This is a genomic window from Bradyrhizobium tunisiense (genome assembly GCF_042263385.1).
Classification (GTDB): domain Bacteria; phylum Pseudomonadota; class Alphaproteobacteria; order Rhizobiales; family Xanthobacteraceae; genus Bradyrhizobium; species Bradyrhizobium tunisiense.
On record NZ_JBHLEV010000003.1, the window covers coordinates 1084035 to 1109195 of the forward strand.

25 protein-coding genes are annotated in these 25161 nt (G+C 65.0%); 22 read left to right on the top strand and 3 right to left on the bottom strand.

From position 1 onward, the window contains the following. From ACFDR6_RS18480 to ACFDR6_RS18505, 6 genes are all read left to right on the top strand, one after another. Positions 1-486, top strand: a complete 486-nt coding sequence (locus tag ACFDR6_RS18480) for a GNAT family N-acetyltransferase (RefSeq protein WP_375859084.1) — start codon at positions 1-3, stop codon at positions 484-486. Then, positions 486-998, top strand: coding sequence for a dihydrofolate reductase (locus tag ACFDR6_RS18485; protein ID WP_317242577.1), 513 nt, complete (start codon positions 486-488; stop codon positions 996-998). The genes ACFDR6_RS18480 and ACFDR6_RS18485 overlap by 1 nt, the downstream gene beginning before the upstream one ends. Positions 999-1150: 152 nt before the next feature. Next, positions 1151-2287, top strand: a complete 1137-nt coding sequence (gene hflK / locus ACFDR6_RS18490) for an FtsH protease activity modulator HflK (protein ID WP_212080688.1) — start codon at positions 1151-1153, stop codon at positions 2285-2287. Continuing rightward, complete coding sequence (hflC, locus tag ACFDR6_RS18495; protein WP_375859085.1) at positions 2284-3180, top strand: protease modulator HflC; 897 nt, start codon at positions 2284-2286, stop codon at positions 3178-3180. The genes hflK and hflC overlap by 4 nt, the downstream gene beginning before the upstream one ends. Positions 3181-3250: 70 nt before the next feature. Then, complete coding sequence (locus ACFDR6_RS18500; RefSeq protein WP_212080690.1) at positions 3251-3457, top strand: DUF2065 domain-containing protein; 207 nt, start codon at positions 3251-3253, stop codon at positions 3455-3457. Positions 3458-3600: 143 nt separating this feature from the next. Next, positions 3601-5094 (top strand): Do family serine endopeptidase, encoded by a 1494-nt coding sequence (locus tag ACFDR6_RS18505; protein ID WP_317242578.1) that lies wholly within the window; start codon positions 3601-3603, stop codon positions 5092-5094. Between the two features lie 95 nt (positions 5095-5189). Here ACFDR6_RS18505 and serB read toward each other — a convergent pair whose 3' ends face one another. Next, on the bottom strand, positions 5190-6095 hold the full coding sequence (gene serB / locus ACFDR6_RS18510; protein ID WP_317242579.1) for a phosphoserine phosphatase SerB: 906 nt from the start codon (positions 6093-6095) through the stop codon (positions 5190-5192). A gap of 11 nt (positions 6096-6106) precedes the next feature. On the opposite strand from serB, the gene miaA reads away from it, so the two are divergent. From miaA to ACFDR6_RS18555, 9 genes are all read left to right on the top strand, one after another. Then, positions 6107-7063: a tRNA (adenosine(37)-N6)-dimethylallyltransferase MiaA gene (gene miaA, locus ACFDR6_RS18515; RefSeq protein ID WP_375859086.1), complete on the top strand. Its 957-nt coding sequence runs from the start codon at positions 6107-6109 to the stop codon at positions 7061-7063. A 330-nt stretch (positions 7064-7393) separates the two neighbouring features. Next, the gene (locus ACFDR6_RS18520; protein ID WP_212080694.1) at positions 7394-9169 is read left to right on the top strand and encodes an acetolactate synthase 3 large subunit; all 1776 of its coding nucleotides are present in this window, start codon (positions 7394-7396) and stop codon (positions 9167-9169) included. A 24-nt stretch (positions 9170-9193) separates the two neighbouring features. Further along, a complete protein-coding gene (gene ilvN / locus ACFDR6_RS18525) occupies positions 9194-9736 on the top strand; it encodes an acetolactate synthase small subunit (RefSeq protein WP_212080695.1) in 543 nt (180 codons plus the stop codon). A gap of 3 nt (positions 9737-9739) precedes the next feature. Next, positions 9740-10435, top strand: coding sequence for a class I SAM-dependent methyltransferase (locus tag ACFDR6_RS18530; protein WP_212080696.1), 696 nt, complete (start codon positions 9740-9742; stop codon positions 10433-10435). A 47-nt stretch (positions 10436-10482) separates the two neighbouring features. Next, positions 10483-11370 (top strand): EamA family transporter, encoded by an 888-nt coding sequence (locus tag ACFDR6_RS18535; RefSeq protein WP_212080697.1) that lies wholly within the window; start codon positions 10483-10485, stop codon positions 11368-11370. A 7-nt stretch (positions 11371-11377) separates the two neighbouring features. Continuing rightward, positions 11378-11980: a LysE family translocator gene (locus ACFDR6_RS18540; protein WP_212080698.1), complete on the top strand. Its 603-nt coding sequence runs from the start codon at positions 11378-11380 to the stop codon at positions 11978-11980. A 133-nt stretch (positions 11981-12113) separates the two neighbouring features. Beyond that, positions 12114-13133 carry a ketol-acid reductoisomerase gene (ilvC, locus tag ACFDR6_RS18545; RefSeq protein WP_140978497.1) on the top strand — a complete coding sequence of 340 codons (1020 nt, stop codon included), beginning with the start codon at positions 12114-12116 and terminating at the stop codon, positions 13131-13133. Positions 13134-13283: 150 nt separating this feature from the next. Beyond that, positions 13284-14132 carry an SDR family oxidoreductase gene (locus ACFDR6_RS18550; RefSeq protein WP_212080699.1) on the top strand — a complete coding sequence of 283 codons (849 nt, stop codon included), beginning with the start codon at positions 13284-13286 and terminating at the stop codon, positions 14130-14132. A 327-nt stretch (positions 14133-14459) separates the two neighbouring features. Next, positions 14460-16172: a sulfatase-like hydrolase/transferase gene (locus ACFDR6_RS18555; protein WP_317242584.1), complete on the top strand. Its 1713-nt coding sequence runs from the start codon at positions 14460-14462 to the stop codon at positions 16170-16172. 126 nt (positions 16173-16298) lie between these two features. On the opposite strand, the gene ACFDR6_RS18560 is transcribed toward ACFDR6_RS18555, so the two are convergent. Then, positions 16299-17858 carry a glycine betaine ABC transporter substrate-binding protein gene (locus tag ACFDR6_RS18560; RefSeq protein ID WP_317242585.1) on the bottom strand — a complete coding sequence of 520 codons (1560 nt, stop codon included), beginning with the start codon at positions 17856-17858 and terminating at the stop codon, positions 16299-16301. Next, on the bottom strand, positions 17855-18637 hold the full coding sequence (locus tag ACFDR6_RS18565) for an ATP-binding cassette domain-containing protein (RefSeq protein ID WP_375859087.1): 783 nt from the start codon (positions 18635-18637) through the stop codon (positions 17855-17857). Before ACFDR6_RS18565 ends, ACFDR6_RS18560 begins: the two co-directional genes overlap by 4 nt. A 108-nt stretch (positions 18638-18745) precedes the next feature. Here ACFDR6_RS18565 and ACFDR6_RS18570 point away from each other — a divergent pair, with 108 nt between their 5' ends. The 7 genes from ACFDR6_RS18570 (at position 18746) to ACFDR6_RS18600 (ending at position 25157) form a co-directional block, all read left to right on the top strand. Further along, on the top strand, positions 18746-19564 hold the full coding sequence (locus ACFDR6_RS18570; RefSeq protein WP_375859088.1) for an ABC transporter ATP-binding protein: 819 nt from the start codon (positions 18746-18748) through the stop codon (positions 19562-19564). Continuing rightward, entirely contained in the window at positions 19564-20352 is a 789-nt protein-coding gene (locus ACFDR6_RS18575; RefSeq protein WP_317242588.1) for an ABC transporter permease, read from the top strand. Before ACFDR6_RS18570 ends, ACFDR6_RS18575 begins: the two co-directional genes overlap by 1 nt. A gap of 150 nt (positions 20353-20502) precedes the next feature. After that, positions 20503-21528, top strand: coding sequence for an ABC transporter substrate-binding protein (locus ACFDR6_RS18580; RefSeq protein WP_212080708.1), 1026 nt, complete (start codon positions 20503-20505; stop codon positions 21526-21528). Between the two features lie 29 nt (positions 21529-21557). Continuing rightward, positions 21558-22262, top strand: a complete 705-nt coding sequence (locus tag ACFDR6_RS18585) for an NUDIX hydrolase (RefSeq protein ID WP_375859089.1) — start codon at positions 21558-21560, stop codon at positions 22260-22262. A gap of 93 nt (positions 22263-22355) precedes the next feature. Beyond that, on the top strand, positions 22356-23666 hold the full coding sequence (locus tag ACFDR6_RS18590; RefSeq protein WP_375859090.1) for an ABC transporter substrate-binding protein: 1311 nt from the start codon (positions 22356-22358) through the stop codon (positions 23664-23666). Positions 23667-23681: 15 nt separating this feature from the next. Further along, positions 23682-24449, top strand: a complete 768-nt coding sequence (locus tag ACFDR6_RS18595; RefSeq protein WP_212080711.1) for an ABC transporter ATP-binding protein — start codon at positions 23682-23684, stop codon at positions 24447-24449. Positions 24450-24452: 3 nt separating this feature from the next. Next, a complete protein-coding gene (locus ACFDR6_RS18600; protein WP_375859091.1) occupies positions 24453-25157 on the top strand; it encodes an ABC transporter ATP-binding protein in 705 nt (234 codons plus the stop codon). Positions 25158-25161 lie beyond the last annotated feature (4 nt).

The following is a 25161-nucleotide window of genomic DNA, read 5'->3' on the forward strand; positions in this document are numbered from 1 at the left end:
ATGTCGCTCAACATCCGCCGCGCGCGCCCGGGCGAAGCCAGGCTCGTTCTCTCCTTCATCCGCGAGCTTGCCGAATACGAAAAACTCTCACACGAGGTCGAGGCGACCGAGGCCGACATCGCCGACGCGCTGTTCGGCGACAGGCCGCAACTCCATTGCGCGATCGCCGAGTGGAACGGTGACGCCGTCGGCTTCGCGGTGTGGTTCACGAATTTCTCCACCTTCAGCGGCCGCCGCGGCATCTACCTCGAGGATCTCTACGTGCGGCCGTCGCACCGGGGCAGGGGTCTCGGCAAGGCGTTGCTTGTCCATCTCGCGAGGGAGTGCGTCGACAACGGCTGGGCGCGCCTGCAATGGGCGGTGCTCGACTGGAACGCGCCGTCGATCGCGTTCTACAAATCGCTCGGCGCCGTCATGATGGACGATTGGACGCTGTGCCGCCTGTCCGGGCCGGCGCTGACGCAGCTTGCCGGGAGCACATCCTGATGGAAATCGTCTTCGTCGTCGCGATCGCGGAGAACGGCGTGATCGGCGCGGGCAACGCGATGCCGTGGCGATTGAAATCCGACATGGCGCGCTTCAAGGCCCTCACGATCGGCAAGCCCGTGATCATGGGCCGCAAGACCTTCGAATCGCTGCCCCGCCGTCCCCTGCCGGGCCGCACCAATATCGTGATCACGCGCGACGTGGACTATCGCGCCGCAGGCGCCATCGTCACGACATCGGCGGCGGATGCGGACGCGGTTGCGCGCGGCGATGCCCTGCGGCGTTCGGTCACTGAAATCGCGGTGATCGGCGGTGCCGAAATCTTTCGGCAATGGCTCGATCGCGCCGATCGCCTCGAAATCACCGAAGTCCACGCGCGCCCCGAAGGCGATACGCATTTCGACATCGACAGGGCGAAGTGGGACGAGGTCGCGCGTGTCCGCCATCCTGGCGGAGGCGACGACAGCGCCGATTTCTCCTATGTGACATATCGTCGGCGGCCCCGCCATTAACCGCATTTGCCAATGTTAACATTGACTTTTCTGCCCCCGAGCTTAGCTCGAAAGGCGGCGGGGGTTACGTTGTAAGGGACTTGCCTGTCCCCTATAAAGCCGGACCGGACAAAGCGGGCGGGGACAATCCACCCTGCCGAGGAGAGCGTCGAATGCCGTGGAAGAATCAGGGCGGTGGCCCATGGGGCTCGGGTCCAAAGGGACCATGGGGCTCAGGCCCGCAACCGGTCGGGCCGAGGCCGCCGGATCTGGAAGACCTTCTGCGGCGCGGCCAGGACCGCCTGCAGCAGATCATGCCGGGCGGCTATTTCTCCGGCATCGGCATCACGCTGATCGTGCTGCTGATCGTCGCGTTCTGGCTGCTGTCGGGCTTCTTCCGCGTGCAGTCCGAAGAGCTCGGTGTCGTGCTGCGCTTCGGCAAGCATGTTCGCACCGTGCAGCCCGGCCTGAACTATCATCTGCCCTATCCGATCGAGACGGTGCTGCTGCCCAAGGCGCTGCGCGTCTCCACCATCTCCATCGGCATGACGGTGATCGACGATCCGGCGCGACGCGGCCGCTCCATTCGTGACGTGCCGGAAGAGAGCCTGATGCTGACCGGCGACGAGAACATCGTCGACGTCGATTTCACCGTGCTCTGGCGCATCAAGCCGGACGGCGTCGGCAATTTCCTCTTTAACATCCAGAACCCTGAAGGCACCGTGAAGGCGGTCGCCGAGAGCGCGATGCGCGAGGTGATCGGCCGGTCGCAGATCCAGCCGATCCTGACCGGCGCGCGCAACGTGACCGAGCAGGGCGTGCAGGAACTGATCCAGAGGACCCTGGACAGCTACGGCGCCGGCATTCAGATCAGTCAGGTACAGATGCAGAAGGTCGACCCGCCGGCCCAGGTGATCGACGCCTTCCGCGACGTCCAGGCGGCGCGCGCCAATCTCGAGCAGCTGCAAAACGAGGCGCAGACCTACGCCAACCAGGTCGTGCCGCAGGCCCGCGGACGTGCGGCGCAGATTCTGCAGGCCGCCGAAGGCTACAAGGAGCAGACGGTCGCCGAGGCCAAGGGCCAGAGCTCGCGCTTCCTGAAGGTGTACGAGGAATATAAGAAGGCGCCCGACGTGACTCGTGAACGGATCTATCTGGAGACGATGGAGCGCGTGCTCGGCGGCGCCGAAAAGCTCGTCTATGACGCCGGCCGCTCCGGCCAGGGTGTCGTGCCCTATCTGCCGCTTCCGGAATTGACGACCAAGCGCCCGGCCGCCGCCGGTCAGCAGTCGAGCGGAGGCAACCGATGAGATCCCCGGTCACAGGTATCGTCACGCTGCTCGGCCTCCTGCTCGTCGTGGTCGTCGGCTACATGTCGCTGTTCACGGTCCAGCAGACCGAGCAGACCATCGTGCTGCAATTCGGCCGGCCCGTCGACGTCGTCACCGATCCAGGCCTGCACTTCAAGGCGCCGTGGAATTCGGTGATCAACATCGACAAGCGGATTCTCGACCTCGAGAACCCGTCGCAGGAAGCGATCGCGTCCGACCAGAAGCGGCTCGTGGTCGATGCCTTCGCACGCTATCGCATCAAGGACGCGCTGCGCTTCTATCAGAGCATCGGCTCGATCCAGGCTGCGAACATCCAGCTCACCACGCTCCTGAACGCGGCGCTGCGCCGCGTGCTCGGCGAGGTTACCTTCATCAATGTGGTGCGCGACGACCGTGAGAAGCTGATGCAGCGCATCCGCGAGCAGCTCGATCGCGAGGCCGACGGCTACGGCATCCAGGTCGTCGACGTCCGGATCCGGCGCGCCGACCTGCCGGAGCAGAACAGCCAGGCGGTCTACCAGCGCATGAAGACCGAGCGCGAGCGCGAAGCCGCCGAGTTCCGCGCGCAGGGCGGCCAGAAGGCCCAGGAGATCCGCTCCAAGGCCGACCGCGAGGCAACCGTGATCGAAGCGGAAGCAAGGTCGCAGGCCGAACAGACGCGCGGTATCGGCGATGCCGAGCGCAACCGCCTGTTCGCCGAAGCCTACGGCAGGGATGCCGACTTCTTCGCTTTCTACCGCTCGATGACGGCGTACGAGAACGGGCTGAAGGCGAGCGACACCCGCTTCCTGCTGCGGCCGGACTCGGATTTCTTCCGGTTTTTCGGCAACCCGTCCGGCAAGACGGCAACCGAGACGCCGGCGAAACCGTAAGCCAGACGAGGGCGGCAGGTCTGCCGCCCTTCGTCCCGACAAGAACAGCACACCGGGAGGTTCCAAGCCGATGAGGTCCATTGCGTTCGCCGACTTCCTCATCGGCCTGGGCATCCTGTTCGTACTGGAAGGCTTGATGTTCGCGGCCAGTCCGAACTGGATGCGCAAGGCCATGAAGAGCGCCATCGCCACGCCGGACAATATCCTGCGGGTGGTCGGGATCGGCTCCGCTGTCGTCGGCCTGATCCTGATCTGGGTTATGCGACGCCCGGTTTAGGCCTCGCACCAACGCCAAAGTGAAGGCAAAAGACCGGATTTCGCCGTATTATCGGGGTCATGAGGCCCGTTGACCTCCGTGCTTGCGCCGTCCCCCCGTTCGAGCGCAGTCTGGACGCCGAATCCCTTTCTCTGGAGATACCAATGCCCGCTGCCACCATTGCCCCGACCCGCTTGCGTTTAGGGCTGGCCGCGCTCGCCGTCAGTGCATTCAGTGTGTTCGGCACGCCGGCACAGGCGCGCGGACCGGATGGCATCGCCGACGTTGCCGAGAAGGTCATCGACGCGGTCGTCAACATCTCGACCTCGCAGACCGTCGAAGCCAAGGGCGGGGTCGGCAATACCATGCCGCAACTGCCGCCCGGCTCGCCCTTCGAGGAGTTCTTCGACGACTTCTTCAAGAACCGGAAGGGCCCCGGCGGCAGCAAGGGCGGTGAAAATAGCCCGGCGCCGCGCAAGACCAATTCGCTCGGAAGCGGTTTCATCATCGACACGGCGGGCGTCGTCGTCACCAACAACCACGTCATTGCAGATGCCGACGAGATCCACGTCATCCTCAACGACGGCACCAAGATCAAGGCCGAGCTGGTTGGCGTCGACAAGAAGACCGATCTCGCCGTGCTCAAGATCAAGCCGACGAAGCCGCTGGTCGCGGTGAAGTTCGGCGACAGCGACAAGCTGCGCCTCGGGGACTGGGTGGTCGCGATCGGCAACCCGTTCAGCCTGGGAGGCACGGTGACGGCCGGCATCGTCTCGGCCAAGAACCGCGACATCTCCTCGGGGCCCTACGACAGCTACATCCAGACCGACGCCTCCATCAATCGGGGCAATTCCGGCGGTCCGCTGTTCAACCTCGACGGCGACGTCATCGGCGTCAACACGCTGATCATCTCGCCCTCGGGCGGCTCGATCGGCATCGGCTTCGCCGTGCCGTCGAAAACGGTGGTGGGCGTCGTCGACCAGCTCCGTCAGTTCGGCGAGCTGCGCCGCGGCTGGCTCGGCGTGCGCATCCAGAGCGTCACCGACGAGATCGCCGAAAGCCTCAACATCAAGCCGCCGCGCGGTGCGCTGGTTGCGGGCGTCGATGACAAGGGGCCGGCCAAGCCGGCCGGCATCGAGCCGGGCGACGTCGTCGTCAAGTTCGACGGCAAGGACGTCAAGGATCCGAAGGACCTGTCCCGCGTCGTCGCCGACACGGCGGTCGGCAAGGAGGTCGACGTCGTCGTCATCCGAAAGGGCCAGGAGCAGATCAAGAAGGTCACGCTCGGCCGTCTCCAGGATCCCGACAAGGTGCAGGCCACGCTGAAGACCGACGAGCCGGCGCCGGAGAAGCCGGTGACGCAGAAGGCGCTCGGCCTCGATCTGGCAGTGCTGAGCAAGGATCTGCGCACGCGCTACAAGATCAAGGAGAGCGTCAAGGGCGTGGTCGTCACCAATGTCGAGGCCAATTCCGACGCCGCCGAGAAGCGGCTCTCCGCCGGCGACGTCATCGTCGAAGTCGCCCAGGAGGCGGTGTCGAGCGGCGCTGACATCCAGAAGCGGGTCGACCAGCTCAAGAAGGATGGCAAGAAGTCGGTGCTGCTGCTGGTCTCGAATGCCGAAGGCGAGCTGCGATTTGTCGCGCTGAGCGTACAGTAGTTTCATCCGTCATTCCGGCGCGATGCGAAGCATCGAACCCGGAATCTCGAGGTTCCGGGTCTGGTGCTTCGCACCATCCCGGAACGACGTTTGCGTCAGCCCTCCACGAACTCCTCGCGCCGGTATCCCTGCGCGTACAGCAGCGCTGTGAGATCGCCGTGATCGATCCGCGCAGCTGCCGCCGCCGCGACCGCCGGCTTGGCGTGGTAGGCGACGCCGAGCCCCGCCGCCTGGATCATCGCGAGATCATTGGCGCCGTCGCCGACCACCACCGAGTCGATGTCGTCGAGATCGAACGATTCCATCAGGTCGACCAGTGTCGCCAGCTTCGCTGCGCGGCCCAAAATCGGCTCCTTCACCTCGCCGGTGAATTTGCCGTCGCGCACGACGAGTTCGTTGGCGCGGTTCTCCTGAAAGCCGATCTTGGCGGCGACCGCGGACGTGAACAGCGTGAAGCCGCCGGAGACGAGGCAGGTATAGGCGCCGTGGGCGCGCATGGTCGCGACCAGTGTGCTGCCGCCCGGGGTCAGCGTGATGCGCTTGGCCAGCACCTCGTCGACGGCGCTGGCGGGCAGGTCCTTGAGCAGCGCGACGCGCTCGCGCAGCGCCGGCTCGAACTCGATCTCGCCGCGCATCGCGCGTTCGGTAATGGCGGCCACATGGGCCTTCACCCCGACGAGATCGGCGAGCTCGTCGATGCATTCCTGGCCGATCATGGTGGAATCCATGTCGGCGAGAAAAAGCTTCTTGCGCCGGACCCCGACTGGCTGCACGACGATGTCGATGGGCAGGTCGCCGCGCAGCTCGCGGAGCCGCTGCTCGATGGCGTGACGGTCGCCTTCGAGGTTACTGTCGGCGCCGAAGGGAATATCGACCGCGACCCCGTCGAACAGCCAGTGCGCGGGAGCTGCCTGCGGCAGCACGGCGCGGGCGCCGTCGACGATGGTCGAGTCGAGCGCGGGATTGTCAGGGTTGCAGATCAGCGTGGCGACGAGGGACATTTGAGGTTTTCGTGAACGAGGAGCAGGTCAGCAGAAGGCCTCTTGGCGAGGCCGTGCTTATCGCAGGCCCGACCGCCAGCGGCAAGTCGGCGCTGGCGCTGGAGCTCGCGCTCGCCATCGGCGGCATCGTCATCAATGCCGATTCCATGCAGGTCTATCGTGACCTCCGCATCATCACGGCACGGCCGACACATGACGAGGAGGCCCGCGCCCCGCACCGTCTCTACGGCCATGTCGATGCGGCCGTGAACTTCTCGGCGGGCGCCTGGGTGGCTGACGCGGCAAAGGCGCTCGACGAGGCGAAGGCGCAAGCCCGCCTGCCGATCTTCGTCGGTGGCACCGGGCTCTATTTCAAGGCGCTGACGGCGGGCCTCTCCGTGGTCCCGCCGATTCCTGCCGAGGTGCGCGAGGCCGTGCGCGCGCGGCTGGAACGGGACGGCGCGGAGGCGCTGCATGCGGAACTGGCGCGTCGCGATCCGCGCGCGGCCGGGCGATTGAACCTGCGTGACCGCACCCGGATCGCGCGCGCGCTCGAGGTGTTCGAGGCGACCGGCCGTTCGCTGCTCGACTGGCATCGGGAGGGCCAGCCGCCGCTGCTGCCGAAGGACAGTTTTCGCGCGGTATTTCTCGCCCCCGAGCGCGACGAGCTCTATGCCCGCATCGATGCTCGCTTCGATGCCATGCTGGGAGCCGGCGCGCTGAGGGAGGTCGAGCGGCTCGCCGCCAGGCACCTCGATCCGCTGCTGCCGGCAATGAAGGCCCATGGTGTGCCGGCTTTGATCCGGCATCTGCGCGGTGAGATCAGCCTGGAGGAGGCCGCAGGAATCGGCCGCGCCGACACCCGCCACTATGCCAAGCGGCAATTCACCTGGTTCCGGCATCAATTGCCGGAGTTCGAATGGGTGAAGCCGGAGGAGATGAGGGCATGGCTCGTGGCAGTTGTGAACGCCGCCCGAGATCCCGCCTGACGCGCTTTTGTGCTCAGGTTCCCTAATTTACCTCTCGCCAAAACCCGGGGAACACCGCTACACTGCCTAAATCGCGCAGAAACGGTGGCATTGCCTTGACATCCGGGCTTTGGCCGCTATGTTTCGCGCAACCTTTGGGAAGCCGAGCGCCTGCCATGCGTAACATTATTACCAAACTCCTTATCGCCGTCGTACCCAGGCACACCGCCGGGGATGGCTAGCTGCCATCCACATGACAGGCGGTGTGCATGGGCCCTCTTCGGGGCCTTTTTTATTTCCCGAACCCGACACGACCAAAGCCGCTGACAACAGCGCATCCGGAGCAAGCCAATGAGCGACAAGAGCCACGATCCGAACCAGATGACCGGCGCCGCAATGATCGTTCGCGCGCTCATCGATCACGGCGTGACCGACATTTTCGGTTATCCCGGCGGCGCCGTGCTTCCGATTTATGACGAGATCTTCCAGCAGAGCGAGGTCCAGCACATCCTGGTTCGCCACGAGCAGGGCGCAGGCCACGCCGCCGAGGGCTATGCGCGCTCGACCGGCAAGCCGGGCGTCGCGCTGGTGACCTCCGGTCCCGGCGCCACCAACATGGTGACTCCGCTGACGGACGCGCTGATGGACTCGATCCCGCTGGTCTGCATCTCCGGGCAGGTGCCGACGCATCTGATCGGCAACGACGCGTTCCAGGAATGTGACACCGTCGGCATCACGCGCCCCTGCACCAAGCACAATTGGCTGGTGCGCGACGTCAATGATCTCGCAAAGGTGCTGCACGAGGCGTTCTATGTCGCGACGTCGGGCCGTCCGGGTCCGGTGCTGGTCGACGTTCCCAAGGACGTGCAGTTCGCCACCGGCACCTATCATCCGCCGCGCAAGTCCGACGTGCATCGCTCCTACGCGCCGCGCGTGAAGGGCGATGCGACGCAGATCCGCAAGGCGGTGGCGCTGCTCGCCAATGCCAAGCGCCCGGTGATCTACAGCGGCGGCGGCGTCATCAATTCCGGTCCCGAGGCAACCAAGCTGTTGCGCGAGTTGGTCGAGGTCACCGGCTTCCCGATCACCTCCACGCTGATGGGTCTCGGCGCGTACCCTGCGTCGGGCAAGAACTGGCTCGGCATGCTGGGCATGCACGGCACCTATGAGGCCAACATGACGATGCATGATTGCGACGTCATGCTCTGCGTCGGCGCGCGCTTCGACGACCGCATCACCGGCCGCGTCGATGCGTTCTCGCCGGGCTCGAAGAAGATCCACATCGATATCGATCCGTCCTCGATCAACAAGAACATCCGCGTCGACGTGCCGATCATCGGCGATTGCGGCAACGTCCTCGGCGACATTCTTCAGGTGTTCAAGGCGGAGGCGAAGAAGCCCGACATCAAGTCCTGGTGGCAGCAGATCGCGCAGTGGCGTGCCCGCAACTCGCTCTATTACAAGAAGAGCAACGACGTCATCCTGCCGCAGCACGCGATCCAGAGCCTGTTCGAGGCGACGCGCGGCAAGGACACCTACATCACGACCGAGGTCGGCCAGCACCAGATGTGGGCGGCACAGTTCTACGGCTTCGAGGAGCCGCATCGGTGGATGACGTCGGGCGGTCTCGGCACCATGGGCTACGGCCTGCCGGCGGCGATCGGCGTGCAGGTGGCCCATCCGGACAGTCTCGTCATCGACATCGCGGGCGACGCCTCGGTGCAGATGACGATGCAGGAGATGTCGACGGCGGTGCAGTACGAGCTGCCGATCAAGATCTTCATCCTGAACAACCAGTACATGGGCATGGTGCGGCAGTGGCAGCAACTGCTGCACGGCAACCGCCTGTCGCATTCCTACTCGGAGGCGCTGCCGGACTTCGTCAAGCTCGCGGAAGCCTATGGCGGCGTCGGCATCCAGGTGCACAAGCCCGGCGATCTCGACGGCGCCATCAAGGAGATGATCTCGGTCAAGCGCCCGGTGCTGTTCGACTGCCGCGTCGCGGCGCTCGAGAACTGCTTCCCGATGATTCCGTCCGGCAAGGCTCACAACGAGATGCTCTTGCCGGAGCAGGCGAACGACGAGGCGACCGCGAAGGCCTTCGCCGGCGGCAAGGCGCTGGTGTGACAAGAGACATTTGAGGGGACGACAATGAACCAGCCCGCATCCGCCTACTTCATCGAGGAGCGCCACGATCCCAACGAGACGCATACGCTCTCGGTGCTCGTGCAGAACGAGCCGGGCGTGCTCGCGCGCGTGATCGGCCTGTTCTCGGGCCGTGGCTACAACATCGAGAGCCTCACGGTCTCGGAGACCGAGAGCCAGAAACATCTGTCGCGCATCACCATCGTCACCACGGGTACGCCGATGGTGATCGAGCAGATCAAGCACCAGCTCGACCGCATGATCCCGGTCTACCGCGTCGTCGACATGACCCAGACCAGGCGCTCGATCGAGCGGGAGCTCGCCATGGTGAAGGTGCGCGGGCAGGGCGAGCACCGGGTCGAGGCGCTGAGGCTGGCGGATGCGTTCCGCGCCCGGGTGATCGACGCCACCACCGAGAGCTTTGTGTTCGAGATCACAGGCAATACCGACAAGATCAATCAATATATCGACCTGATGCGCCCGCTCGGCCTTGTCGAAGTGTCGCGCACCGGCGTTGCCGCGATCGGCCGCGGGCCCGAAGGGATGTGAACCATGCTGGCGCGCGACTGGTACTACAATGAGCGGAACCGGATGGGGATCGGGCCCGCTGTGGCGTCGATCTACGACAGCCATGACGATGCGGACCTGCGGTCGCGGGCCGCGCTGAAAATGCTCGGCGTGCAGCGCGGCTGGCGCATCGCGGATATCGGTTGCGGTAACGGCGTGCTGGCCACCGAAGCCGCCCTGATGGGCGCCGAGGTCGACGCCATCGACATCTCGCCGGCGATGCTGGCGCTCGCCGAGATCTACGCGCGCGACCGCAAGGCGCCGGTGCGCACGCAATCGGCCGGCCTGCTCAGCTTCGCCTATCGCCCCGAATCCTATGACCTGATCGTCAGCGAGTTCACGCTGCATCACCTCCCGGATTTCTGGAAGGCGGTGGCGATGTCGCGGATCTATCGTGCGCTCAAGCCCGGCGCGAGCTTCTATCTGCGCGACATCGTCTATGTCTCGATGCCCGATGCCGTGGAGCGCGACGTCGATCAATGGGCCGACTTCCAGATCAAGAACCACGACTTTCCGCGCGACGGCGTGGTGACGCATATGCGCGACGAATATTCGACCTTCGGCTGGGTGATGGAGCGGATGCTGACCGACGTCGGCTTCACGCTGGTCTCTGCCGATTACCACGCACCGATGCACGGCACCTATCTGCTGCGCAAACCAAGAGCCGGCGAGCAAGGCTAGAACGAACAACAACAGGACTGCACGACAGGGCAGAGCCGAGAACAACAATGAAGCCGGCCGACATCCTCATCGCCATCCTGGTGGCGGTCATCTGGGGGCTTGCGTTCGTCGCAAGCCGGATCGCGCTCGACGAATTCTCGCCGGAGCTGATGACGGCGATGCGCTTCGCCATTGCCGCGCTGCCGTGCCTGTTCATTCCCAGGCCGAAGGTCGCCTGGTCACTGCTGATCGCCATCAGCTTCACGCTGTTCCTCGGCCAGTTCCTGTCGCAAGCTTACGGCATCGCCCGTGGCGTGCCGGTGGGGCTGACCAGCGTCGTGGTGCAGAGCCAGGCGCTGTTCACCATAGGCTTTGCCGCGGTCGCATTCGGCGAGCGGCCGACGCCGGTGCAGACCCTCGGCATCGTCATCGCGGCGGCTGGACTTCTCATGATCTGCGGCACCGTGGGTTATGACTTCAGCGTCGGTGCGTTCGCCGTGCTGATGATCGCTCCGATCTGCTTTGCGATCGGCAACCTTCTGCTGCGCGGGGCCCGCGGTGCGCCGATGTTCGACTTGTTTGCCTGGCTCTGCCTCACCGCCGCGGTGCCGCTATTCGCGCTCGCGCTGGTCGTCGATGGGCCCGCGCCGACCTTCCAATCGCTGATCCACATGTCGCTCACCGGCCTCGTCTGCCTGCTGGCAATCGGCGCCATCTCCACCAGCATTGCCTATTGGCTGTGGGGCCGGCTGCTGCGCGACTATCCCGCGGCGCAAGTGGTGCCGTTCGCGCTGCTGGTGCCGTTCGTCGGCTCGGCTGCCTCGAGCATCGTGTTCGGCGAGCGGTTCGGACCCTTGCGGCTCGCCGGCATGCTGACCGTGATCGTTGGTATCGCGGTGATGGTTCTCGCGAACCGGCCCAGGGCGTTAGCCAAACCGCTGCCGAAGACGGCGTGAGGTGACCATGTCCCAGTCGCTGCTCTATGCCTTCCTCATCTTCATGATCGTGATGTACTTCACGCCCGGGCCGAACAACATCATGCTGCTGTCCTCGGGCCTGACCTATGGCTTTCGGCGCACGATCCCTCACATCGTCGGGATCGTCCTCGGCTTCGCCTTCATGGTCGCCGCTGTCGGTCTCGGGCTCGGCTCGGTGTTCCTGGCCTATCCGATCCTCCAGACCATCCTGAAATATGCCGGTGCCGCCTACCTGATCTATCTTGCCGCCGTGATTGCCATGTCCGGCCCGACCAAGCCGGGGGAGGAGGATGGCCGCGGCCCGATGACCTTCTGGGGCGCGGCGATGTTCCAATGGATCAACGCCAAGGGCTGGGTGATCGTGATCGGCACCATCACCGCCTATGCGGCGATCGCCCAATTCCCGCTCAACATCGCGATCCAGACCCTGATCAGCCTGCTCGTCGGCACGGTCTCGACCGTGGTCTGGGCCCTGTTCGGCACCGCATTGCGGCCGATCCTGACTTCGGAGCGGCTGGTCCGCGCCTTCAATATCCTGATGGCGATCCTGCTGCTGGCCTCCCTCTACCCCGTTTTCATGGATGCATGATGTCGCGGATTTCCATGCAGAAACGGGTTTCCCTAAGGGGCCGAAATGCTCTAGACAGCCCCCGAAATCCGCAAATTTCACCCTTCGGACACTGACCAATGGCCGATTTTCGGCCCTGAACGAGGAAACGACCATGCGTGTTTATTACGATCGCGACGCCGACCTGAACCTGATCAAGGGCAAGAAGGTCGCCATCGTCGGCTATGGCAGCCAGGGCCACGCCCATGCGCTCAACCTGAAGGATTCCGGCGTCAAGGAAGTCGCCATTGCGCTGCGCAAGGACTCGGGCTCGGTGAAGAAGGCGGAAGCCGCCGGCTTCAAGGTGATGGACGTCGCCGAAGCCGCCAAATGGGCCGACCTCGTCATGATGCTGACCCCGGACGAGCTCCAGGGCGACATCTATCGCGAGCACCTGCACGACAACATGAAGAAGGGCGCCGCCCTCGTGTTCGCGCACGGCCTCAACGTCCACTTCAACCTGCTCGACCCGCGCGCCGACCTCGACGTGCTGATGATCGCGCCGAAGGGCCCCGGCCACACCGTGCGCTCCGAATATCAGCGCGGCGGCGGCGTGCCCTGCCTGATCGCGATCGCCAAGGACGTCTCGGGCAACGCCCATGACCTCGGCCTGTCCTACGCCTCGGCTGTCGGCGGCGGCCGCGCCGGCATCATCGAGACCACCTTCAAGGAAGAGTGCGAGACCGACCTGTTCGGCGAGCAGGTCGTGCTCTGCGGCGGCCTGGTCGAGCTGATCAAGGGCGGCTACGAGACCCTGGTCGAAGCCGGCTACGCGCCGGAGATGGCCTATTTCGAGTGCCTGCACGAAGTGAAGCTGATCGTCGACCTGATCTATGAAGGCGGCATCGCCAACATGAACTACTCGATCTCCAACACCGCCGAATACGGCGAGTACGTCACCGGCCCGCGCATCGTCACCGCCGAGACCAAGGCCGAGATGAAGCGCGTTCTCGCCGACATTCAGGGCGGCAAGTTCGCCCGCGACTGGATGCTCGAGAACAAGGTCAACCAGACCTCGTTCAAGGCGACCCGCGCCAAGCTCGCCCAGCACCCGATCGAGGAAGTCGGCGCGAAGCTGCGCGACATGATGCCCTGGATCAAGAAGGGCGCGCTGGTCGACAAGTCGAAGAACTAAGCCGTCTCCCGGACGCAGCGCATCACGCGAGTGGTGCGCTGCTGATCCCGGGTCCCCTGCGGCTCCCGGGTCCGGGCTTCTGCTCCTCCCCCTTCGCACCACCGCCGTTTTCCGACATGATCGCGGAAAACCTCGAGGGGAGGGTAAACCATGCGATCTGTCGTCATCACGGGCGTGTCCACCGGCATCGGCTGGGCCACCGCGAAATTCCTGATCGGGCGCGGCTATCGCGTCTTCGGCAGCGTCCGCAAGCAGGCGGATGCGGAGCGGCTCGCCGCTGAACTCGGCGCCAATTTCACACCCCTGCTATTCGACGTCACGGATGAGGCCGCCGTTCTTGCTGCCGCGCGAACGGTTCGCGAGACGCTGGGCGGAGAGACGCTGGCCGGCCTCGTCAACAATGCCGGCATCGCGGTCGCCGGTCCCGTGCTCGAATTGTCGGCAGACGATTTCCGCCGCCAGATGGACATCAACGTGATCGGCCCCGTCATCGCGACGCAGGCTTTCGGGCCCCTGCTCGGCGCCGATCCGTCGCTGAAGGGGCCGAAGGGGCGGATCGTGATGATCAGCTCCGTCGCGGGCAGGAACGGCAATCCGCTGTCGGCGCCCTACTGCACCTCCAAGCACGCCATCGAAGGATTGTCCGAGAGCCTGCGCCGCGAATTGATGCTGTTTGGCATCGACGTCATCATCGTTGCCCCCGGCGCGGTGAAGACGCCGATCTGGAGCAAGGCCGAACAGATCGACCTATCCGTCTATCAGAACTCGCCCTATCTGCCGGCGCTGAACAAGGTCATGGCCTTCATGATGGACCTCGGCGCCAAGGGCCTGCCGGCCGAGCGGATCGCCGAAATCGTGTTCGAGGCGCTGACTGCGGCCAAGCCACGGGTGCGCTACCAGGTCACGCCAGACCCGATGAGGCATATGATCCAGGCGATGCTGCCCAAGCGGGCCGTCGACCGCATCTATGCCAAGCGGCTCGGGCTATTGCCGCAGTGAGGCAGGCGCTTCAGCCCGCTAGCCCAGGCCGGCCGCAGCACCACGGCGGCCTCGCTGTGTCCTGATAGATGCTGCGCCGCAATTGGCGGCGGAGGGGCCGGAGGTCCCGGTCCGCGAGGGTGCGCGCCGTGCGCCGGTTCGCCGCTCACTAACATTAAGCGAAGGTCGGTCACGACGCGCGTTGCCTGTCCTTGACCGTTCCGTTACAGTTTTATGACATGGTGCAGGCCTCCGGCTGCGCCGGGAGCCCTAGCCGCCCTTTTTCACTCCCTGGGCCGGCCAGACGGCTGGGTATCATCGCGCCGGACCAGAAGTTGCGTGTCGTCGATGGCGTCCGCGCCCAATCCAGGTCCTTCCGCAGCCACCGCCGCCCTCGCCAGTGTCGCCGCGCTCGGCATCTGGCGACTGCTTGCGGTTGCCGCGCCGCATCTGGCCGCGCTCGCGCTGATGTACCAGACCGAGACCGATTTCGGCTCGCGCTTCTCCTTTGCGCTCGCCTGGGGCATCCTCAACTTCTTCTGGATCACGCTGCTGCGCCGGCCGGCGTTGTCGGGCGCGCTGTCCCTGACCATGGTCGTCGTGCTGGTGCTGCTGTCGCGCCTCAAGCACGACGTCGTGCAGATGACGGTCAACTTCATCGACCTGATGATGATCGACCGCGACACCGTCGCGTTTCTGTTCGCGATCTTCCCGAATTTGCGCTGGTCGGTGATCCTGGCCGGCCTCGTCACGCTGCCGCTGATGTATGCGCTGTGGTGGCTCGATCCGTTCCGCATCCGCCGTCTGCCGGCGCTCGCCTGCAAGCTCGCGTGCCTTGCCGCGCTGGTCGGCTATTCGCTCTATCACCCGGACGAGGCCTGGCGCGGCTATTACGACGACGGCTATCTGTCGAAATTCTTCCGCTCCGGCGTCAGTTCGGTGTCCGATTTCGTGCAATACGGCTTCATGGAATCGGCCGTTTCGACCAATGAGCGGCTCAACATGCCGCTGGTCGATGCCTGTCACCCGGTCGGACGCCGGCCGAACATCATCATGATCCATGATGAATCCAGCTTCGACATTCGCGCCGCACAGGGCATCAAGGTGCCGCCGCGCTATGGCGATCACTTCAAGTCCTGGGACGGCAAGCAGCGGACATTCCTCGCCGAGACCAACGGCGGGCCGAGCTGGTTCACCGAATACAACGTGCTCGCGGGGCTGTCCTCGCGCTCGTTCGGCCGCTTCGCCTATTTCGTGACGCGCATCGCCTCGAGCCGGGTCGAACGTGGCCTGCCGCTGGCGCTGCGCCGTTGCGGCTACGACACGATGTCGCTCTATCCCGCCCATGGCGGCTTCATGGCCGCCCGCAGCTTCCAGATGACGACCGGCATCGAACGCTTCCTCGATTCGAAAGACCTCGGAGCCAAGGACGTCGAGCCGGACAGCTTCTTCTACGACAAGGCGCTCCAGCTGATCGGCCAGCAGCCGCCGAACAAGCCGCTGTTCACCTTCCTTTATCTCGGCGCCAATCATTTCCCCTGGGAGACGCGCTTCCGTCCCGACCTGTTGCCGAACTGGCGCGCGCCGGGCAACGTGGCGTCGATCGACGAATATCTGCGCCGGCAGGCGATGAGCGCCGAGCAGTACAAGGCGTTCGTCGCGGGGCTGAAGAAGACGTTTCCCGGCGAGCCCTTCCTGATCGTGCGTTACGGCGATCATCAGCCGGAGTTCGCGCCCGCCATCCTCGAGCCCGGGCTCGACGAGGGCGCGATCGGCAAGAAGCTCGACGCCTACGATCCGCGTCTCTACGCGACTTACTACGCAATCGACGCGATCAATTTCGAGCCGGTGAAGAGTGATGCCGTGATGGACACGGTCGACGGCCCTTATCTGCCCCTGGTCATCCAGGAGGCCGCCGGCATCCCGCTCGACCCCTCCTTTGCCGAGCAGAAGGAGATCATGCTCCGCTGCAAGGGCATGTTCTACAGCTGCAAGGACGGCGCCGAAGCGCGGCGGCTGAACCGCCTGCTGATCGACGCGGGGATAATCAGGGGGTTGTAGTCCCGGTCGCCGAGCCACACCAGATCGTAGGGTAGGCAAAGCGGAGCGTGCCCCCACCTCTCACGTGCATCCAAGGATGGTGGGCACGGCGCATGCACGCCTTTGCCCACCCTACGAAATCCCGGCCTACCGCCCGCCCACCTTTTCCCACAGCCACTTCGCCACCACATCCGGCGACGAGGTCGCGTCGTTGCCGCTGGCGCGCAGATTCGCTTCACGCATGGTCGCGATATCGATCTTGCCGAGCAGCGGCGTGAGCGCGGCTTGCAGCCGCTCGTCACCGGCGCGCTTCGGTGCCAGCAGCAGGATGGCATCATAGGGCGGGATCGCGTGCCTGGGATCCTCGAGTGCGACCAGATCGTATTTCGCGATCAGGCCGTCGCTGGTGTAGCCGGCGATGACGTCGACTTCGCCGCTGGCGACCGCCGCATACATGAAGTCGGGCTGCATCTGGCGCTGGGCGCGGAAGGAGAGGCCGTAGGCCTTTTGCAGCGCGGCCCATTCCGGGCGTGAGAAGAACTCGTAGTCGCCCGCGATCGACAGGCTCGCCGCATGTGCCGCGAGATCGGCGATGGTGCGGATGCCGAGCGCCTCGGCGCGCTTTTTCGGCATCACCAGCGCATAGGCATTTTCGAAGCCGAGCTCGCCGAGCAAGGTGATGTTGTCCTTGGCGAGCGCCGTCTTCAGCTCGGCGACCAGCTCGGCGCGCGGCTTGATATCGGTGCGACGCAGCTGGTTGGCCCAGAGCGTGCCGGAATAATCGACATAGAGATCGATGTCGCCGGCCTTCAACGCCCCGAAGATCACGCTGGAGCCGAGGCCGGATCGTGTGGTCGCGGGAAGGCTTGCCGCCTGAAGGCGGTCCCTGAGCAGGGCCGAGAGCACATATTGCTCGGCGAATGTCTTGGCACCGACGACATAGCCCTGCGACGAGCGCCCCATCGTCGGCACCAGCGTTGCGGCGACCAACGCGGCGATGCCGGCCGCGCCCAGTGCGGAGCGCGCGTGGCTGTGGTGACGCAGGCCGGCCTCGATCAGGCCCAGCAGCTGATCGACGGCGAGCGCCAGCAGCGCCGAGGCAAGGCAGCCGAACAGCACGAACACCCAATTCTGGGTCTGGAGCCCGGCGAAGATGTAGTTGCCGAGGCTGGTCTGCCCGATCGGCGTCGACAGCGTGGCGGTGCCGATCACCCACACCGCGGCGGTGCGGATGCCCGCCATCATCACCGGCAGCGCCAGCGGCAGCTCGACCATCAGCAGCGACTGCCGCGCGGTCATGCCGACGCCCTTGGCGGCTTCGATCAGCGCGGGATCGATGCCGTTGAGCCCGGTGATGCCGTTGCGCAGCACCGGCAGCATCGAATAGAGCGCCAGCGCCAGCATCGCCGGCAGGAAGCCGAACGCCGAGAAGGAAACGCCGAACCAGGCCAGCGTGACGGACGCGGCCAGCAGCAGCAGCGGATAGAACAGCGCGAGCAGCGCCAGACCCGGCACCGTCTGCACGATGCTGGCGATCGCGAGCAGGATGGCGCGCGGCGCCGGGCGGTTGCGGGTCAGGATCGCCAGCGGCAGGCTGACGACGAGACCGAGCGCGAGTGCCGCGAGGCTCACCCGCACATGGTTGCCGAGATAGTCGGGCAGATGCGCCAGCGCCTCGCCCCAGCGCGGATCGGCCAGCAAGCTCATGCCGCACCGCTCGTCGGCAGCAGCGCGTTCAGCCGTTCGACCTGGCGCCGCGGCGTGCGCAGCAGCTCCAGCACGTAGGCGTCCTCGCTCTTCGAAAGCTCCGCCGGCGTACCCTGCGCCAGCAGCTTGCCGCCACGCATCACGGCGATGCGGTCCGCGAGCAGGATCGCCTCCGTCATGTCATGGGTGATCATCACCGTGGTCAGGCCGAGCTTGCGATGCAGCGCACGATAATCGTCGCCGAGCGCATCGCGGGTGAGGGGGTCGAGCGCACCGAAGGGCTCGTCCATCAGCACGATGCGAGGTTTTGCCGCGAGTGCCCGCGCCACGCCGACACGCTGGCGCTGGCCGCCGGAGAGCGCCTCCGGCAGGCGGTCGCGATGCGCATTACGGTCGAGCTGCACGAGCTCCATCAGCTCGTCGACGCGTGCCGCGATGTCCGTCGCCGGAGTGCCCAGCAGCCTTGGCGTGATCCCGATATTGTCGGCAACGCTCAAATGGGGAAACAGCCCGCCGGCCTGGAACACGTAGCCGACCCGGCGCCGAAGTGCGACCGGATCGACGTCTCGTACGTCCTCGCCCTCGACCGTGATCGTGCCGCCATCGGCCTCGATCAGCCGGTTGGCGAGCCGTAGCAGCGTCGTCTTGCCGGAGCCCGAGCCGCCGACGACGGCCACAAATTCGCCTTCGGCGATGTCGAGCGACACATCGTCGACGGCCTTGAGGGAGCCGAAGCGCTTGGTGACGCAGTGATAGCTGATCGCCGGCTTCGAGGGCATTGGATGGGGCTCATTTTTTCCTTGCCCCATGCGTAGCACGCTTGGCGCCTCGATTGAACTTGGCGGCACGAGCGGCTAAGGCATCGGGCCGAATTCGGAGGAAAATGCATGACAACGCCCACGGCAGTGGCGCTGGAAGATGCCAAGGTCGCGTTCCGGCTCGGGGACGGACGGGTCTATACGGCGGTGGAGAAAGCTCATCTCGCAGTGGCGCAAGGCGAGTTCGTGGCCATTGTCGGCCCCACCGGCTGCGGCAAATCCACGCTCCTCAACGTCGCCGCGGGCTTGCTCACGCCAGCGGCCGGCAACGTCAGGATATTCGACCGGCCGCTCGCGGGGCTGAACCGGGATGCCGGGTATTTGTTCCAGGCCGACGCGTTGTTCCCATGGAAGACCGCGCTCGACAACGTCGCGATCGGGCTCGAGGTCAAGGGCACGGCACGCGCCGAGGCGCTGCAGCGGGCGCAGCAATGGCTGACCGCCGTCGGCCTCGGAGCGTTCGCTAATCGCTATCCGCACATGCTTTCCGGCGGCCAGCGCAAGCGCGTCGCGCTGGCGCAAGTGCTGATCCGCGACCCGAAGATCCTGCTGATGGACGAGCCGTTCGGGCCGCTCGATGCGCAGACGCGCCAGGTGATGGGCAATCTGCTGCTCGAGCTCTGGAACGCGGACCGCAAGGCCGTGCTGTTCGTCACTCATGATCTCGAAGAGGCGATCGCGCTCGCCGACCGCGTCGTGATCATGTCGGCCGGGCCGTCCTCGCGCATCATCGGCGACTGGCGGGTGAGCTTGCCGCGCCCGCGCGACATTTTCGAGGTGCGGCTCGACAAGGAATTCCATGCGCTCCATCGCGAGATCTGGAGCGTGCTCAAGGACGAGGTGATGAAGGGCTACGCCCAGTCCACGCAAGCGGCGGAGGCGGTCTGATGTCGCGCCCGACGCTGCTTGCACTGCAAGTCCTGGTCGCTGTCGTTTTCATTGTGCTGTGGCAGGTGCTGTCGACTGTCCCCGTATTCGGCAAGATCCTGCTGCCGCCGTTCTTCTTCTCCAATCCGCTCGACGTGTTCAGCCAGATCGTGAAGTGGTTCTCGTCCGGCGTGATCTGGAAGCATCTCGGCATCACGCTCACGGAATCGCTCCTGGCCTTTGTGATCGGATCGGCCGGCGGCGTGCTGGTCGGCTTCTGGTTCGCGCGCCAGCCGCTGGTGGCCGCCGTGTTCGACCCCTACGTCAAGATGGTCAACGCGCTGCCGCGCGTCGTGCTGGCGCCGATCTTCGCGCTTTGGCTTGGGCTTGGCATCTGGTCCAAGGTCGCGCTCGGCGTCACGCTGGTCTTCTTCATCGTGTTCTTCAACGTCTACCAGGGCGTCAAGGAAGTCAGCCGCACCGTGCTCGACAACGGCCGCATGCTGGGCATGAGCGAGAGGCAATTGATGCAGCACGTCTACTGGCCCTCGGCGCTGTCCTGGATGTTCTCCTCGCTGCATACCTCGGTCGGCTTTGCCGTGGTCGGCGCGGTCGTCGGCGAATATCTGGGATCGGCGGCCGGGCTCGGCTATCTGATCCAGCAGGCCGAGGGCGTGTTCGACGTCGCCGGCGTGTTCGCCGGCATGTTCGTGCTGTCGGCGTTCGTCATCCTGATCGACTATGGCGTCACGCTGGTCGAGCGGAGGCTCCTGGTGTGGCGGCCGACCGCGTCGGATGGGCGGGGTTGAGCTGCGAGCAAGATGCGCTCCCCCTATCGAGAATTTGCTCTTGTCCCGGCATGCCATTGTTCCGAATGGCCGATGGCCAGTGCCTTCGGCAGCGCTTCTCAAGCCAGCCCTGCTGCTCTATGGTGCCGCCGGCCGAACGGAGGAAAACCAATGAAAAACACGATTGCCAGGCTCGTAGGCGCGCTGCTCGCGCTGACGCTCACCACCTCGCTTGCCGCGGCGCAAAGCAAAGTCACCATCGCGATCGGCGGCGGCTCCTGCCTGTGCTATCTGCCGACGGTTCTGGCGAGGCAGCTCGGCGAATACGAGAAGGCCGGCCTCAATGTCGAGCTCGTCGACCTCAAGGGCGGTTCGGACGCGCTCAAGGCCGTGCTCGGCGGCAGCGCCGACGTGGTCTCGGGCTATTTCGACCATTGCGTCAATCTGGCCGCCAAGAAGCAGGAGCTGCAGGCCTTCGTGGTCTATGACCGTTATCCCGGCCTCGTGCTGGTGGTCGCGCCTTCGCGAACCAACGACATCAAGTCGGTCAAGGATCTCGCCGGCAAGAAAGTCGGCGTCAGCGCGCCCGGTTCCTCCACCGACTTCTTCCTGAAATATATGCTGAAGAAGAACGGCGTCGATCCCACCAGCACCGCCGTGATCGGCGTCGGCCTCGGAGCCACCGCCGTCGCCGCGATGCAGCAGGGTCAGATCGATGCGGCCGTAATGCTCGATCCCTCCGTCACCGTGCTCCAGGGCAACCACAAGGATCTGCGCATCCTTTCCGACACCCGCACGCAGAAGGATACGCTCGAGACCTTCGGCGGCGAATATCCGGGCGGCGCGCTGTACACGACGGCGGCCTGGATCAACAGCCACGAGAAGGAGACGCAGGCGCTCACCAACGCGATCCTCGCCACGCTCGCATGGATCCATTCGCACACGCCTGAGGAGATCATGGCGAAGATGCCGGAAGAGACGGTCGGCAAGAACAAGGACCTCTATCTCGCCGCGCTGAAGAACACGATCCCGATGTATTCCGAGACCGGAAAGATGGATCCGAAGGGCGCGGACGCTGTGCTTTCGGTGTTCAGCGTCGGCTCGCCCGAGGTGGCCAATGCCAAGATCGACGTCAGCAAGACCTTCACCAACAAGTTCGTCGAGCAGGCCAAAAAGACGACGGGGAATGCCAAATAGCTGACGCGAAGATGCGGTAGCCGTCCCTCATGACGTCACCCATCATTCACCGCGTCACGACGCTCGATCTTGTGGTGCGGCCGATCGTCTGGCCGTTCGCGGAGGAGCGGCGCGCCGAGATCGCGGCGCATTTCGCCGAGAAACAACGCGAGCGGCCGAAGATCTGGAACGGCCGCGTGCTGCTCGGGTGCGATCCCGTGTTCATGGACGGCCATTTCGCCTCGACCTATTTCGAGACCGATTTCGCAAGCTTCCTCGCCTGGCGCGACTGGGGCTTTCCCGGTCCTGCCGTGTTCAACGGTTTTGGCATGGGCGCGCTGCGTACGTCCGACGGCGCCTTCGTGATGGGCGAGATGGCGCAGCACACCGCCAACGCAGGCCGCATCTATTTCCCCTCGGGCACGCCGGATCTCGACGACGTCAGGGATGGCAGGCTGGACATTCCCGGCAGCGTCGTCCGCGAAGTCGAGGAGGAGACCGGCCTGACCGCGGCGGACTATCGGGCCGAGCCGGATTGGCACTGCGTCGTCAGCGGCCCCACGATCGCGATGATGCAGGTGCTCGATCTCGACATGTCCGGCGACGAGGCTCGCGCTTTGATCGAAGCCAACCTCGCCCGTGAGGCCGAGCCTGAATTGTCGGCCATCCATCTGGTGCGCGGGGTGAATGATCTCACCCCTACCATGCCGCGATTTGTCACGGCCTTTATCGAGCAGCAGTTCGCCTCGCGCTGATGCGCAAGGCTTGACATCCCTGCGCTCTGCCCATGTGATGGGGGCAACTAAAAGCAAGACGAATGCAATGCACAATCGTCCAGGGAGGTTTCGATGCGCCTGCGCAGGACTGCCCGTTTGCTACATGGGCTCTTGGTCGCGATATCGGCGGCGGGCTTGGCGGCGTCCGCCGAGGCCCAGGAGAAGAAGCTCAAGATCGGTGTCATCTACGATCTGACCGGTCCGCTCGCCGGCGGCGGCTCTGAGCTGCAATATACCGGCGCAAGAATCATGCTGGATCAGTACAGCGCGAAGGATGTCGAGGGCTACAAGATCGAGGCGATCTATGCCGATGCCCAGAGCAAGCCGGACGTCGCCATCAATGAAGCGATCCGTTTGATCGAGCAGGAAAAGGTCGACATGCTGCTCGGCTTCTTTTCCTCGGCGCAGTGCGTGCCGGTGGCAGCGCGCGTCGAGCAGTTGAAGAAGTTCATGTGGATCACGACCTGCATCTCGTCCGCGGTGCTGGAGAACAAGAACTACAAATACGTGTTTCGGCCGCAGGCCTCCGGCGATCAGTTCGGTATGATGACGATGGACTTCATCGCGCAGAACACGAAGGAAATGTTAGGCAAGGACCCGAAGGACCTGCGGGTCGCCATCATCCATGAGGACGGCGCCTATGGCGTCGACGTCGCCAAGGGCAATGAGGCCGGTGCCAAGAAGGCCGGTTTCAACATCGTGCTCAGGGAAGGCTATTCGGCCACGGCCCCGGATTTGTCTGCGCTGGTCACCAAGCTGAAGCGGGCCAAGCCGGATGTGGTCTTCCACACCGGCTACAATCCCGACATCACCCTGTTGCTCCGGCAAGCCCGCGAACAAGGGCTGAAGTTCGGTGCGCTGGTGGGACATGGCGCCGGCTACGGGGTCTATGAGAAGCTGAAAGAAGGCCTGGGCTCCGATGTCAACTACGTCTTCAACACCGATCCGATCTCGATCTGGCTCGCCAACCAGAAAAGCATGGATCCGAAGCTGCCGCCGATCATCAAGGCGGTTGGCGAGGAGTTCGACAAGCGCAAGCCGGGGCTCGCCATCCGTTCGGCTCATGTCGGCATGGCCGCGTCCAACACCTACCTGTTCCTGACCGACGTGCTGCCGCGAGCGATCAAGAAATATGGCGGCATAGATCCGGAGTCCCTGCGCAAGGCGGCCCTCGACACCGACATACCCGAAGGCGGCACCATGCTCGGCTTCGGCGTCAAATTCCACGGCGAGGGCTCGCCGATGGCCGGGCAGAACGAGCGCTCGTTCCCCGTCGTGATCCAGTACGTCGACGACAAGTCCCATGTGGTGTGGCCGAAGAGCCAGGCGCAGCGCGAGGCCGTGCTGCCGCTGCCGAAGGGCACCACCTACAGCAACCAGTAGCGGCGGAGAGCGACGGTGCTGGAAGTGAACGGATTGGTGAAGCGGTTTGGTGGCTTCACCGCCGTCAACAACGTGTCGTTCAAGGTCGATCAGGGCGAGATCCTCGGTCTGATCGGCCCCAACGGCTCGGGCAAGAGCACGATCTTCAACATGCTCTCGGGTACGCTGGCGCCGACCTCCGGATCGATCCTGTTTGCCGGGCACGAGGTCGCGGGCCTTGCGCCGCACCGGATCATCAACCGCGGCATCGGCCGCACCTTCCAGATTCCTCGGCCTTTCCGCCGCCTGACCATCTTCGAGAATGTCGCGCTCGCCGGTTTCTACGGCCAGGGCCGCCACAGCCGTATCAAGGCGGAGGAAGCGGCCGAGCGATCGCTGGCGATGGTCGGCCTGCCGACCGATCGCCATGCGAGCGTCGATGGCCTGGGTGCCGCCGGTCTGAAGAAGCTCGAGCTGGCCAAGGCGCTCGCCACCGCGCCAAAGCTGTTGCTCGCGGACGAAAGCCTCGGCGGGCTCGACGAGGCCGAGATGGACCAGGCGGCCGACATGCTGCGCAACATCCGCGACGAGCTCGGCATCACCATCATCTGGGTCGAGCACATCATGGGCGTCCTGATGCGGGTCGTCGACCGCGTCATGGTGCTCGATCACGGCGAGAAGATCTCGGAGGGCCTGCCAAGCGCGGTCGCGGGCGATCCGCGCGTCATCGAGGTCTATCTCGGCACCGATGCCGAGACCACGCAAGCCGCGGCCGCCGAAGCGCGCCGCCGCGCGGGAGGTTAGCCGATGCTGGAGCTCCGCGGCGTCAATGCCGGTTACGGCACGTTCCAGGCGCTGTTCGACGTCAGTCTCGACGTCAATGCCGGTGAAGCCGTCGGCGTGATCGGCCCCAACGGCGCCGGCAAGACGACCCTGATGCGCGTCATCTCCGGCCTGATCCGGCCCTCGCGCGGATCAATCCGGATGGAAGGTGTCGACGTCGTGGCGACGCCGCCGCACAAGATCGTCAGCCTCGGCATTGCGCATGTACCGGAGAACCGGCGGCTGTTTCCGCAGCTCACGGTCGACGACAACCTCAAGATGGGCGCCTTCATGAAGGGGGCGCGCGAGCACTATGCCGACCGACTCGAGGTCGTGTTCGACCTGTTTCCGCGCCTGAAGGAACGCCGCCACCAGATGGCGGGCACCATGTCCGGCGGCGAGCAGCAGATGTGCGCGATCGGCCGCGCGATGATGTCCAACCCCAAGCTGCTGCTGCTCGACGAGCCGTCGGCGGGCCTTGCGCCGGTCGTGGTGCAGCAGGTGTTCGAACTGGTGAAGCGGATCCGCGCCAGCGGGCTGACCGTGCTGATCGTCGAGCAGAACGTGCAGCAGGTGCTGAAGGTGGTCGATCGCGCCTATCTGATCGAGGCGGGGACGATCAGGGCGTCCGGCACATCGGCCGAGATGCTGGCGAGCGACACCGTCAAGGAAGCGTATCTCGGGGTGTGATGGG